Source organism: Stenotrophomonas sp. PFBMAA-4 (assembly GCF_030053215.1).
Taxonomy (GTDB): domain Bacteria; phylum Pseudomonadota; class Gammaproteobacteria; order Xanthomonadales; family Xanthomonadaceae; genus Stenotrophomonas.
This window is the reverse complement of record NZ_JASGBW010000017.1, coordinates 87,840-100,438: the sequence shown is the minus strand read 5'-3', so window position 1 is coordinate 100,438 and position 12,599 is coordinate 87,840. Positions and strand designations below refer to the sequence as shown.

Here is a 12,599-nt window from a genome sequence, read left to right as displayed (position 1 = left end):
TGATCTGTTTTGCCATGGGTTATCTCGATCCTCGAAATTGATCCTATCGAGTGTCCAAGTTGATTAGACCACCACAACCCGTCCATGGGGGCTCGATGGCGCCATCCATGGCGCCAACGGTCCTGCCCACCCCCCCCGCCCCCCCCCCGACAGTTTCCCGGTGACGGTTGGTTCTCCACGCCATGCGTGGATGAGGTGTATCGGAAAACAAGAAGGGGTCGGATGCGTTTTCCTGCGGAAAACGGATCCGACCCCAACCCAAAGCGCGCGGCTGTGGCCGTTGCTTTTGCCTTTGCTCTTCTTTTTTCTTTTTCTGCGGCGGCCACGGAAACTGTCCGTGGCCGGGCGGGTGGGTTGGCTGGGGGCGTGAGCCGCATGGATGCGGCGACCGAGCCTACATGGACGTATTTACGGCGTCCCCCAGACAATCCACCCGCCCGGCCAAGCCAAGCATCCCTGAAACCACCACCACCGCAGAGGGGGCTCAGCCCGTTGGCCGGAAACCTCAGTACCCCGCCGCCTGCCCATCCTTGCGGCTCTCCGAAGCGCCGTAGTACACCCCGCTCTCCGGATCACGCATGATCGCCTGGTAGCCGCCATACGGGCCGTCGGCAAACACGATGCGATGCCCCTTGCGCATCAGCGCGCGCACCGTCTCGTACGGGAAGCCGGTTTCCAGGTTCACTTCGCCACCGTCACTCATCGCCGTCGCCTGCCCGGTCGGTTCGGTCGATCCCTCGTGCTGGATGCGCGGCGCATCGCCGGCTTCCTGCAGGTTCATGCCGAAGTCCACCAGGTTCATCACGATCTGCGCGTGGCCCTGCGGCTGCATCGCGCCACCCATCACGCCGAAGCTGGCGTAGGGCTTGCCGTCCTTGGTGATGAAGCCCGGGATGATGGTCTGGAACGGGCGCTTGCCCGGTGCGTAGCCATTGGGGTGGTTCTTCTGCAGCACGAACATCTCGCCGCGGTCCTGCAGGATGAAACCCAGCCCCGGCGGTGCCATGCCGCTGCCCATGCCGCGGTAGTTGGACTGGATCAGCGACACCATCATGCCGTCGGCGTCGGCCACGGTCATGTAGATCGTGTCGCCCTCTTCCAGCTGCTTGGGCGTGCCCGGCTGCACTTCCTTCAGCGCCTTGTCCATCGAGATCAACGCGCGGCGCTGGGCGGCGTAGTCCTTGGAAATCAGTTTCTGCACCGGTGCCGGCTGGAAGGCCATGTCGGCGTAGAAGCGCGCGCGGTCGGCGAAGGCCAGCTTCTTGGCTTCGACGAACAGGTGCACGTGCTCGGGCGAGCCGAACGGAATCTTCGAGAAATCGTAGCCTTCCAGTACGTTGAGGATCTGCAGCGCGGCGATGCCCTGGCTGTTCGGCGGCAGCTCCCACACGTCATAGCCACGGTAGTTGCTGCTGACCGGTTCAACCCACTCGCCATGGTGGTCGGCCATGTCCTGGTAGCTCAGGTAGCCGCCGTTGGCCTTGAAGTAGTCGCCGATGGTGTGGGCGATGGCGCCCTTGTAGAAGGCATCGCGGCCGCCGTCGGCAATCTGCTGCAGGGTGTTGGCCAGGTTCGGGTTCTTCCACATCTCGCCCTTGCGCGGGGCGTGGCCATTGATCGTGAACTGCTCCTTGAAGCCGGGGTACTGCGAGAGCTTCGGTACCGAACGGTCCCAGTAGTAGGCGATGACCTCGGCCACCGGGTGCCCCTCGCGGGCATAGCGGATGGCCGGGGCCAGGTTGTCGGCCATCGGCTTGCGGCCGAAGCGCTCGTGCAGGGCAAACCAGCCATCGACCGCGCCGGGTACCGACACCGGCAGCGGGCCGGTGGCGGGGATGTCCTTCAGGCCGCGACGCTGGAACTCGGCCAGGGTCAGCGACTTCGGCGAGCGGCCCGAGCCGTTGTAGCCGTACAGCTTCTGGGTCTTCGGATCCCAGACGATGGCGAACAGGTCACCGCCGACGCCGTTGCCGGTCGGCTCCATCAGGCCCAGGGTGGCGTTGGCGGCGATGGCGGCATCGACGGCCGAGCCACCGGCCTTCATCACGTCCAGCGCGACCTGGGTGGCCAGCGGCTGCGAGGTCGCGGCCATGGCATGCGGGGCGATCACCTCCGAGCGGGTGGCGAAGGTGTGGCCGGTGATGCGATCGGCGGCGGAAGCCAGGGGCGGCAGGGTCGCCAGCAGGGCGGCGGCAAGCAGGGAACGGGCAAGGCGTCGGGACACGGTCGGGTTCCGATGGAAGGGTGGTCCCCCGATCTTCGCCGTTGCGGCCTTCACGCGGTATCGGGCAGAGGTCATGGAAGGCAGCGGCAATCCACCGGGCATGGCCCGGCGCTACCTGCACGGGATGCGGTAGCGCCGGGCCGTGCCCGGCGAGCGCAGCGGTGAAAGACCCTTATTCCCGCGCAAAAAACCCCATGAAAAGAGTGAATTCCGGTTCACCGAAACACTTTCGCTGGAAACCATCCTTGTGCCACAAGCGATTGCGCCGGATGCAGCGGAAACCAAAAAAATATCCGTTGCCAGGGTTGACACTGCCGAATCGCCCATGTTTCTCTCGATCACATGTTGCACCACACCACGCCACCGCGAACCCACGTTGAAGCCGCCGACACCGGCGCCGCCTCGCTGCGTTCGATTCTCGTGCTCGTACTTATTACCCAACCAACAGGTGCGGGACGAGCCAGCGTGTAAGCAACAGACACACCGGAACTCGACAAAAACCCGCACCCGCCCCGGTGCGGGTTTTTTCATTTCAAGACCTGGTTTCAGACGCAACCACCATGAACACCGCCCACTGCAAAACCCGGACCTGCCACGCCACGACGCCTCGTGGTGGCTGTGCCCGTGCGACGCACGGCGCCTCCCCCACCGTTTTCCCCTGACCGGCCGGTACGTCGCTTCGACTGCCGGCCGTCTTTTTTCTTCCCACGCAAGGAACCTCCCCCATGAGCACCAACGAACTGCCCCAGACCAAGATCGCCGTCATCGGCTACGGCAGCCAGGGCCGCGCCCACGCACTGAACCTGCGCGAATCCGGCTTCGACGTGGTGGTAGGCCTGCGTCCGGGCGGCCCGACCGAAGCCAAGGCCCAGGCCGATGGCTTCAACGTGGTGGCACCGGCTGATGCGGTGAAAGACGCTGACCTGGTCGCCGTGCTGACCCCGGACATGGTGCAGAAGAAGCTGTACAACGAGGTGCTGGCGCCGAACATGAAGCAGGGTGCCTGCCTGCTGTTCGCCCACGGCCTGAACGTGCATTACGGCATGATCGAACCGCGTGCCGACCTGGACGTGGTGCTGGTGGCGCCGAAGGGCCCGGGCGCGCTGGTCCGCCGCGAGTATGAAATCGGCCGCGGCGTGCCGTGCATCTGGGCGATCCACCAGGACGTCAGCGGCAATGCCGAACAGCATGCAAAGGCCTATGCGGCCGGCCTGGGCGGCGCCCGCGCCAACCTGATCCAGACCACCTTCAAGGAAGAAACCGAAACCGATCTGTTCGGCGAACAGGCGGTGCTGTGCGGCGGTGCCTCGGCACTGGTGCAGGCCGGCTTCGAGACCCTGGTGGAAGCCGGCTACCAGCCGGAAATCGCCTACTACGAAGTGCTGCACGAACTGAAGCTGATCGTGGACCTGTTCTACGAAGGCGGCATCTCGCGCATGCTGGAATTCGTCTCCGAGACCGCCCAGTACGGCGACTACGTCAGCGGCCCGCGCGTGATCGACGCCGGCACCAAGGAGCGCATGAAGGAAGTCCTGAAGGACATCCAGGACGGCACCTTCACCAAGAACTGGGTGGCCGAGTACGAAGCGGGCCTGCCGAACTACAACAAGTACAAGCAGGCCGACCTGGAGCATCCGATCGAGAAGGTAGGCAAGGAACTGCGCGCCAAGATGGTCTGGTTGCAAGGACAGGCCGCGTAACCACGCGGCCTCCCCCACCCGCTTTGCAAGGTTCCCCCATGAACTCTCCCACACACCGCAGCGCGCCGCCCAACGGCGCGCGCTGGCTGACCCAGGCGCTGGAGGCCGAGGGCGTCCGTACGCTGTTCGGCTACCCCGGCGGCACCATCATGCCGTTCTACGACGCGCTGGTGGATTCGTCGCTGAAGCACATCCTGGTGCGCCACGAACAGGGTGCGGCGCTGGCGGCCAATGGCTTCGCCCGCGCCAGCGGCCAGGTCGGCGTCTGCGTGGCCACTTCCGGCCCCGGCGCGTCGAACCTGGTCACCGGCATCGCTGATGCGATGCTGGACTCGGTGCCGATGGTCTGCATCACCGGCCAGGTCGGCACCCCGCTGCTGGGTACCGATGCCTTCCAGGAACTGGATGTGTTCGGCCTGACCCTGCCCATCGTCAAGCACAGCTGGCTGGTGCGCAGCGTCGACGACCTGCCGCGCGTGGTTGCCGATGCCTTCCGCATCGCCCGCGAGGGCCGCCCCGGCCCGGTCCTGATCGACCTGCCCAAGGACGTGCAGCTGGCCGATGCCAGCCACCTGCCGGCGCACGTGCCGGCCAGTGTCGAACCGCCCGCTGCGGCGGCCGATGCAGCGATCGCTGAAGCCATCGCAGCACTGGCGGCGGCCGAAAAGCCTGTCGTCTACGCCGGCGGTGGCATTGCCCTGGGCGAAGCCGTGCAGGATCTGCGCGACTTCGTCGAGGCCAGCGCCATCCCCACCGTGATGACCCTGCGTGGTCTGGGCGCGCTGCCCCCGCAGCATCCGCAGTCGCTGGGCATGCTGGGCATGCACGGCACCCGCGCGGCCAACATGGCCGTGCAGGAAAGCGACCTGCTGCTGGTGCTGGGTGCGCGCTTCGATGACCGTGCCACCGGCAAGCTGGCCGAGTTCGCCCCGTTTGCCCGCGTGGTCCACATCGACGCCGACGCTTACGAGATCTCCAAGCTGCGCAGCGCCGATGTCGCGGTGCCGGGCAATGTCAGCCATGCCATCCGCGCCCTGCGTGCGGCCTTCCCCTCCCCTAAGGCCCACCAGGACGCATGGCGCAAGCGCTGTGCCCAGCACCGCGACCGCTTCGCCGCCCGCTACGACGCACCCGGCCAGCACATCTATGCCCCGGCGCTGCTGAAGCGGCTGAGCGAAGTGGCGCCGGCCGATGCGGTCATCGCCTGCGATGTCGGCCAGCACCAGATGTGGGTGGCCCAGCATTGCCGCTTCAACCACCCGCGCAACCACCTGACCAGTGGCGCGCTGGGCACCATGGGCTTCGGCCTGCCGGCGGCGATGGGCGCGCAGCTCGCCTGCCCCGACCGCACCGTGGTGCTGGTGTCCGGCGATGGCAGCTTCATGATGAATGTGCAGGAGCTGGCCACCATCGCCCGCTGCCGCCTGCCGGTGAAGATCGTGCTGCTGGACAACAGTTCGCTGGGCATGGTGCGGCAGTGGCAGGAACTGTTCTTCGCCGAGCGTTACAGCGAGATCGACCTGTCCGACAACCCGGACTTCGTGGCCCTGGCCAAGGTGTTCGGCATTGCGGCCACCCGCATCGACAACCGCGACGACGTGGAAGGCGGCCTGGCTGCACTGCTGGCCGAGCCCGGCCCGGCCCTGCTGCACGTGGCCATCGACGCGCGTGCCAACGTATGGCCACTGGTGCCGCCCAACACTGCCAACAGCACCATGCTGGAAAGCAACCCTGCCCACGTCCGCCAGGAGACCCCCAATGCAATACCGGCTTGACCTGGTGCTGCACCCGGCCGAAGGCGCGCTGCTGCGCGTGATCGGCATGGCCGAACGCCGCGGTTTCGCCCCGCGCGCGATCAGCGGCGCGCCGGTGGCCGCCGATGACGGACGCTGGCACCTGCAGCTGGTGGTCGATGGCCAGCGGCCGCCGGAAACGCTGTGCCGGCAGATGGAAAAAATCTACGACTGCGTGTCGGTACAGCTGACACCCATGGAAGGAGCTGCATGATGAACACCCGTACCGTATCGACCACGGTGCCGGCACGGAGGCGTCTTCTTCGTCGCCCGTGCCCGCACGCGGCGGTCTCCCCGCTGGTGGCCCATGCCGGCCGCTGATGCCAGCAAGGAAAGCGATGTCGGCGACGTAAGCGTCGCCGACGTCCTGGCTGCGCAGGCCCGCCTGCGCCGCTTCCTGCCGCCCACCCCGCTGCACCATGCCGAGCGCTTCGGCACCTGGCTGAAGCTGGAGAACCTGCAGCGCACCGGTTCCTACAAGGTGCGCGGCGCATTGAACGCCCTGCTGGCAGGCCGTGAACGCGGCGACACCCGCCCGGTGATCTGCGCCTCGGCCGGCAACCACGCCCAGGGCGTGGCCTGGGCCGCCTACCGCCTGGACGTGCCGGCCATCACCGTGATGCCGCACGGCGCACCGGCGACCAAGATCGCCGGCGTTGCCCACTGGGGCGCCACCGTGCGCCAGCACGGCAACAGCTATGACGAGGCCTTCGCCTTTGCCGTCGAGCTGGCGCAGCGCCACGGCTACCGCTTCCTGTCCGCCTTTGACGATGCCGACGTGATCGCCGGCCAGGGCACGGTCGGCATCGAGCTGGCGCCGCACGCGCCGGATGTGGTGATCGTGCCGATCGGCGGCGGCGGCCTGGCCTCCGGCGTGGCGCTGGCGCTGAAATCGCAGGGCGTGCGCATCATCGGTGCGCAGGTCGAGGGCGTCGATTCGATGGCCCGCGCGATCCACGGTGATGTCAACGAGATCGCACCGGTGCCGTCGCTGGCCGACGGCGTGCGGGTGAAGGTGCCGGGCTACCTGACCCGCCGCCTGTGTGCCTCGCTGCTGGACGACGTGGTGATCGTGCGCGAAGCCGAGCTGCGCGAGACCCTGGTCCGCCTGGCGCTGGAAGAACACATCATCGCCGAGGGCGCAGGCGCGCTGGCCCTGGCCGCGGGCCGCCGCGTGGCCGGCCGCCGCAAGTGCGCGGTGGTCTCCGGCGGCAACATCGATGCCGGCGTACTGGCCGGCCTGCTCACCGACATCCGCCCCCGGCCGCCGCGCAAACCGCGCCGGCGCCGCAGTGAAACCCCTCGCTCGCCCAGCAAGGCCAGCACCCCCGCCTCCCCCACCTCTTCCCCTTCCAACCTGCAAGCCGTCGCGCCCGCTGTCGAGGAGATTTCCCTGTGACCACCATCGAACGAATTACCACCCCGCGCATCCGCATCTTCGACACCACCCTGCGTGACGGCGAGCAGTCCCCCGGCTGCAGCATGAGCCCGCCGCAGAAGCTGGTGATGGCGCGTGCGCTGGACGAACTGGGCGTGGACATCATCGAGACCGGCTTCCCGGCCAGCTCGCAGTCCGACCGCGAAGCGATGGCCCTGATCGGCCGTGAGCTGCGCCGCCCCGGCCTGACCCTGGCGGTGCTGTCGCGCTGCCTGCAGGCCGACATCGAAACCTCCGCACGCGCACTGGAAGCCGCAGCCAACCCGCGCCTGCACCTGTTCCTGTCGACCAGCCCGCTGCACCGCGAGCACAAGCTGCGCATGACCCGCGAACAGGTACTGGAATCGGTACGCAAGCACGTCACCCTGGCCCGCACCTATGTGGACGATGTCGAGTTCTCGGCCGAGGATGCCACCCGTACCGAGCTGGACTACCTGATCGAGGTTTCGCGCGCGGCAATCGCGGCCGGTGCCACCACCATCAACCTGCCCGACACCGTCGGCTTCACCACGCCGGAAGAAATCCGCGCGATGTTCCAGCAGGTCATCGCCGGCGTGGCCGACGTGCCGAACGCGGCCAACGTGATCTTCAGCGCGCACTGCCACAACGACCTGGGCCTGGCCGTGGCCAACTCGCTGGCGGCCGTCGAGGGTGGCGCGCGCCAGGTCGAGTGCACCATCAACGGCATCGGCGAACGCGCCGGCAACTGCTCGCTGGAAGAAATCGCCATGGTGCTGAAGGTGCGCCAGGCCTTCTACGAGCAGGACACCGCGATCAACACCCCGCGCATCGTCGGCACCTCGCAGCTGCTGCAGCGCCTGGTCGGCATGCCGGTCCAGCGCAACAAGGCGATTGTGGGTGCCAATGCCTTCGCCCATGAATCGGGCATCCACCAGCACGGCATGCTGCGCCACCGCGGCACCTACGAAATCATGCGCCCGGAAGACGTGGGCTGGGAGGATTCGCAGATGGTGCTGGGCCGCCACAGTGGCCGCGCCGCCGTCGAATCGCGCCTGCGTGCGCTGGGCTTCTGGCTGGAAGAAGACGAACTGAAGCTGGTCTTCGAGCAGTTCAAGGCGATGTGCGAGCAGCAGCGCGTGGTCACCGATGCCGACCTGCAGACCTTGATGCAGGGCGGCGCCAACAACCAGGGCTACCGCCTGGCCTCGATGACCATCAGCGACGTCGGCAGCCGCGCCAACGCCCTGGTTGAACTGTCCGACCCGGAAGGCAACCGCGTGGCCGAAACCGCGCAGGGCGACGGCCCGGTCGACGCCCTGTTCGGCGCGCTGTCCTCGGCCACCGGCGTGCAGCTGCAGCTGGACAGCTACCAGGTGCACAGCGTCGGCATCGGCGCCGATGCACGCGGCGAAGCCAACCTGAGCGTGCGCCACGAAGGCGTGGAGTACGACGGCACCGGCACCAGCAAGGACATCATCGAAGCCTCCGCGCTGGCCTGGCTGGACGTGGCCAACCGCCTGCTGCGCCAGCGCCAGGCGGCTACCAGCAGCACCGAAACCCCGACCGCCGCCACTGCCTGAGGAACCTGACATGAGCGCCTTCGACACCGCCACCACGGCCGCCGGCCAGCAGTGGAACGCCCAGGACTATGCGATCGATGCCGGTTTCGTGCCGCTGCTCGGCGGTGCGGTGTCGCGCCTGCTCGACCCGCGCACCGGTGAACGCATCCTCGACCTGGGCTGTGGCGATGGCGTGCTCAGCACCGAGCTGGCCCTGAGCGGTGCACGCATCCACGGCGTGGATGCCTCGCCGGAACTGGTCAATGCCGCCCGCGCGCGTGGCGTCGATGCGCAGGTGATGGATGGCCACGCGCTGACCTTCAACGCCGAGTTCGATGCGGTGTTCAGCAATGCCGCGCTGCATTGGATGGGCAACCCGGACCGCGTGCTGGAAGGCGTGCGCCGTGCCCTGCGTCCCGGTGGCCGCTTCGTCGCCGAGTTCGGCGGCCATGGCAACGTGGCCACGATCATCGCTGCGGTGCAGGCGGCACGCGTGGCCCACGGCCACGGCGCCAGTGCGTTTCAGTGGTATTTCCCCACCGCCGATGCCTACGCCGACCGCCTGCGCCAGCATGGCTTCCAGGTGCAGCTGATCGAAACCACGCCGCGCCCGACCGCGCTGCCCACCGGCGTCGCCGGCTGGTTGCGGGTGTTCGCCGCGCCGCTGCTGGACGACCTGCCGCCCGCTGCCCGCAGCACGGTGCGCGAAGCGGCTGCGGCCCTGCTCGACGACCTGCCGCGCAACGCAGCCGGGCAGCCGCTGGCCGACTATGTGCGCCTGCGCGTACTCGCCCGCCGCCGCTGACTTGACCGTTCCGCTTTCTTTATTGATGTTCGTTCTTTCGTACTTCTGCCAGGCATACGCATGACTTCCGCACCCCGCACCCTGTACGACAAACTGTGGGACGCCCACGTGGTGGTTCCCGAATCCGACAGCGCCCCCGCCGGGCTGTACATCGACCTGCACCTGATCCACGAGGTCACCTCGCCGCAGGCCTTCACCGAGCTGCGTGCGCGCGGCCTGGCGCCGCGCCGCCCGGATCGCACCAAGGCAACGATGGACCACTCCACCCCGACCCTGCCGGCCGGTGCCGACGGCAAGCTGCCCTACGCCAGCGCCGCCTCCGAAGCGCAGGTCGCCACCCTGGCGCGCAACTGCGCCGAGTACGGCATCGAACTGTTCGACATGGCTTCGGACAACCGCGGCATCGTCCACGTCATCGCCCCCGAGCAGGGTTTCACCCAGCCCGGCATGACCATCGTCTGCGGTGACAGCCACACCTCCACCCACGGTGCATTCGGTTCGCTGGCCTTCGGCATCGGCACCAGCGAAGTCGGTCACGTGCTGGCCACCCAGTGCCTGCTGCAGCGCAAGGCCAAGACCTTCGCGATCACCGTTGATGGCCCGCTGGCGCCCGGCGTCGGCGCCAAGGACGTGGTCCTGCACATCATCGGCGTGATCGGCGTCAACGGTGGCACCGGCCACGTCATCGAGTTCCGCGGCAGCACCATCGAAGCGATGGACATGGAACAGCGCATGACCCTGTGCAACATGTCGATCGAAGCCGGTGCGCGTGCCGGCATGGTCGCCCCGGACCAGGTCACCTTCGACTTCGTGGCCGCTACCCCGCGCGGCCCCAAGGGCGCCGACTTCGACGCCGCGGTGGCGCGCTGGCAGCAGCTGCGCAGTGATGAAGGCGCACGCTTCGACAGCGAAGTGCGCATCGATGCCGCCGACATCCGCCCGACCCTGACCTGGGGCACCCACCCGGGCACCGCCATCGCCGTGGACACGCCCATTCCGGCCGCCAACGATGCCGCCGCACAGAAGGGCCTGGACTACATGCACTTCCAGGCCGGCAAGGCCCTGGCCGGGACCCCGGTGGACGTGGTGTTCGTCGGCTCGTGCACCAACGGCCGCCTGAGCGACATGCGAGAAGTGGCGCAGGTGCTGCTTGGCCGCCATGTTGCCGAGGGCGTGCGCATGCTGGTGGTGCCGGGCTCGGAGATCGTCAAGCGCCAGGCCGAGGCCGAAGGCATCCATGAGATCGTGCGCGCGGCCGGTGCCGAATGGCGCGAGCCGGGCTGCTCGATGTGCATCGCCATGAACGGTGACCTGGTCGCCCCCGGCCAGCTGGCCGTGAGCACCAGCAACCGCAACTTCGAGGGCCGCCAGGGCCCCGGGTCGCGCACCCTGCTGGCCTCGCCGATGAGCGCAGCGTGGGCGGCGGTGAAGGGCCAGGTGGCCGACACCCGCGAACTGTTCGCACAGGAGGTGGCGTGATGGCCGGTTTCCGTACCCTGACCTCGTCCAGCGTGGTGCTGGCGCAGACCAACATCGACACCGACCAGATCATTCCGGCGCGGTTCCTGTCCACCACCGAACGCGCCGGCCTGGGCCGCAACGCCTTCAACGACTGGCGCTGGCAGGCCGACGGCTCGCCGGTGGCCGACTTCGCCTTCAACCAGCCGCACAACGCCGGCCGCAGCATCCTGCTGGCCGGCCGCAACTTCGGCTGTGGCTCCTCGCGCGAACATGCGCCGTGGGCGCTGACCGACCTGGGCCTGCTTGCCATCGTCAGCAGCGAGATCGCCGACATCTTCCGCGGCAACTCGCTGAAGAACGGCCTGCTGCCGATCGTGCTGGACGAGGCTGACGTGCAGGCGCTGATGCAGCGCCCGGACGATGAACTGACCATCGACGTCGCCGCGCGCGAGCTGCGCACGCCCGACGGCCGCGTCTATTCCTTCCCGCTGGATGGCTTCTCGCAGACCTGCCTGCTGGAAGGTGTCGACCAGTTGGGGTATCTGTTGGGCCGTGTCCCTGAAATCGAACGTTACGAGAGTGAGCATGCACGCTGAAATTGTTGTCCTGCCCGGTGATGGCATCGGCCCGGAAGTGGCCGCCGCTGCGGTTGCCGTCCTGAAGGCCGTCGCCGAACGCTTCAACCACAGCTTCTCCTTCAGTGAGCACGACATCGGTGGCATCGCCATCGACCGCCACGGCGAACCGCTGCCGGCCGCCACCCTGGCCGCCTGCCAGGCCGCCAACGCGGTGCTGCTGGGTGCGGTGGGTGGCCCGAAGTGGTCCGACCCGAATGCCAAGGTGCGCCCGGAACAGGGCCTGCTGGCGATCCGCAAGGCGCTGGGCCTGTACGCCAACCTGCGCCCGGTGCGCACCCATGAAGCCGCACTGCACGCCTCGCCGATCAAGGCCGAGCTGCTGCAGGGCGTGGACTTCGTAGTCGTGCGCGAGCTGACCGGCGGCATCTACTTCGGCGACAAGACCCGCGACGCCGACAGTGCCAGCGACCTGTGCCGCTATACCGTGGCCGAGATCGAGCGCGTGCTGCGCAGCGCCTTCCGCCTGGCCCAGCAGCGCCGCGGCAAGGTCACCTCGGTGGACAAGGCCAACGTGCTGGAGACCTCGCGCCTGTGGCGTGACGTGGCCGCGCGCATCGGCCGCGAGGAATTCCCGGACGTGGCGCTGGAACACCAGCTGGTCGACTCGATGGCCATGCACCTGCTGGCCAAGCCGCGCGAGTACGATGTGATCGTCACCGAGAACATGTTCGGCGACATCCTCACCGACGAAGCCTCGATGCTGGCCGGTTCGCTGGGCCTGCTGCCGTCGGCTTCGCTGGGCGAACCGGGCGCGGTGGGCATCTACGAACCGATCCATGGTTCGGCGCCGGACATCGCCGGCAAGGGCATCGCCAATCCCTACGCGACGATCTTCAGCGCGGCGATGCTGCTGCGCCACTCGCTGGGCCTGGAAGCCGAAGCCGCTGCGGTGGAAGCCGCCGTGCATGCGGTGCTGGATGACGGCGTGTTCACCGCCGACCTCGCGGCCAAGGGCCAGGCGGTCAGCACCGCTGCCGCCACCGACGCAGTGCTCGCCAAGCTGAAGTGATGTCTGGAGTA

General features: G+C 67.9%; 10 protein-coding genes. 9 read left to right on the top strand and 1 reads right to left on the bottom strand.

The annotated features are described in order from the left end of the window. Nucleotides 1-505: 505 nt before the first annotated feature. On the bottom strand, nucleotides 506-2,224 hold the full coding sequence (gene ggt / locus QMZ26_RS12365) for a gamma-glutamyltransferase (RefSeq protein WP_283221617.1): 1,719 nt from the start codon (nucleotides 2,222-2,224) through the stop codon (nucleotides 506-508). Nucleotides 2,225-2,949: 725 nt separating this feature from the next. Between ggt and ilvC the strand changes: the two genes are divergently transcribed. From ilvC to leuB, 9 genes are all read left to right on the top strand, one after another. Then, complete coding sequence (ilvC, locus tag QMZ26_RS12360; RefSeq protein WP_283221616.1) at nucleotides 2,950-3,924, top strand: ketol-acid reductoisomerase; 975 nt, start codon at nucleotides 2,950-2,952, stop codon at nucleotides 3,922-3,924. 38 nt (nucleotides 3,925-3,962) lie between these two features. Beyond that, entirely contained in the window at nucleotides 3,963-5,699 is a 1,737-nt protein-coding gene (ilvG, locus tag QMZ26_RS12355) for an acetolactate synthase 2 catalytic subunit (RefSeq protein WP_283221615.1), read from the top strand. Continuing rightward, the gene (locus QMZ26_RS12350) at nucleotides 5,683-5,931 is read left to right on the top strand and encodes an ACT domain-containing protein (protein WP_283221614.1); all 249 of its coding nucleotides are present in this window, start codon (nucleotides 5,683-5,685) and stop codon (nucleotides 5,929-5,931) included. Before ilvG ends, QMZ26_RS12350 begins: the two co-directional genes overlap by 17 nt. A gap of 93 nt (nucleotides 5,932-6,024) precedes the next feature. After that, nucleotides 6,025-7,116 carry a threonine dehydratase gene (locus QMZ26_RS12345; RefSeq protein WP_283221613.1) on the top strand — a complete coding sequence of 364 codons (1,092 nt, stop codon included), beginning with the start codon at nucleotides 6,025-6,027 and terminating at the stop codon, nucleotides 7,114-7,116. Beyond that, nucleotides 7,113-8,696, top strand: a complete 1,584-nt coding sequence (locus tag QMZ26_RS12340; RefSeq protein ID WP_079223156.1) for a 2-isopropylmalate synthase — start codon at nucleotides 7,113-7,115, stop codon at nucleotides 8,694-8,696. Before QMZ26_RS12345 ends, QMZ26_RS12340 begins: the two co-directional genes overlap by 4 nt. Before the next feature lie 10 nt (nucleotides 8,697-8,706). Then, entirely contained in the window at nucleotides 8,707-9,480 is a 774-nt protein-coding gene (locus QMZ26_RS12335; RefSeq protein ID WP_283221612.1) for a class I SAM-dependent methyltransferase, read from the top strand. 60 nt (nucleotides 9,481-9,540) lie between these two features. Further along, a complete protein-coding gene (leuC, locus tag QMZ26_RS12330; protein WP_283221611.1) occupies nucleotides 9,541-10,959 on the top strand; it encodes a 3-isopropylmalate dehydratase large subunit in 1,419 nt (472 codons plus the stop codon). Beyond that, the gene (leuD, locus tag QMZ26_RS12325) at nucleotides 10,959-11,537 is read left to right on the top strand and encodes a 3-isopropylmalate dehydratase small subunit (RefSeq protein ID WP_283221610.1); all 579 of its coding nucleotides are present in this window, start codon (nucleotides 10,959-10,961) and stop codon (nucleotides 11,535-11,537) included. The genes leuC and leuD overlap by 1 nt, the downstream gene beginning before the upstream one ends. Then, complete coding sequence (gene leuB / locus QMZ26_RS12320; RefSeq protein WP_200734054.1) at nucleotides 11,527-12,588, top strand: 3-isopropylmalate dehydrogenase; 1,062 nt, start codon at nucleotides 11,527-11,529, stop codon at nucleotides 12,586-12,588. The genes leuD and leuB overlap by 11 nt, the downstream gene beginning before the upstream one ends. The last annotated feature ends 11 nt before the right edge of the window (nucleotides 12,589-12,599 follow it).

What these genes read in the sequence shown, in the direction of transcription:
- ilvC (WP_283221616.1), top strand. Translation starts at nt 2,950, where the DNA reads ATGAGCACCAACGAACTGCCCCAGACCAAGATCGCCGTCATCGGCTAC.
- ilvG (WP_283221615.1), top strand. Translation starts at nt 3,963, where the DNA reads ATGAACTCTCCCACACACCGCAGCGCGCCGCCCAACGGCGCGCGCTGG.
- QMZ26_RS12350 (WP_283221614.1), top strand. Translation starts at nt 5,683, where the DNA reads ATGCAATACCGGCTTGACCTGGTGCTGCACCCGGCCGAAGGCGCGCTG.
- QMZ26_RS12345 (WP_283221613.1), top strand. Translation starts at nt 6,025, where the DNA reads ATGCCGGCCGCTGATGCCAGCAAGGAAAGCGATGTCGGCGACGTAAGC.
- QMZ26_RS12335 (WP_283221612.1), top strand. Translation starts at nt 8,707, where the DNA reads ATGAGCGCCTTCGACACCGCCACCACGGCCGCCGGCCAGCAGTGGAAC.
- leuC (WP_283221611.1), top strand. Translation starts at nt 9,541, where the DNA reads ATGACTTCCGCACCCCGCACCCTGTACGACAAACTGTGGGACGCCCAC.
- leuD (WP_283221610.1), top strand. Translation starts at nt 10,959, where the DNA reads ATGGCCGGTTTCCGTACCCTGACCTCGTCCAGCGTGGTGCTGGCGCAG.
- leuB (WP_200734054.1), top strand. Translation starts at nt 11,527, where the DNA reads ATGCACGCTGAAATTGTTGTCCTGCCCGGTGATGGCATCGGCCCGGAA.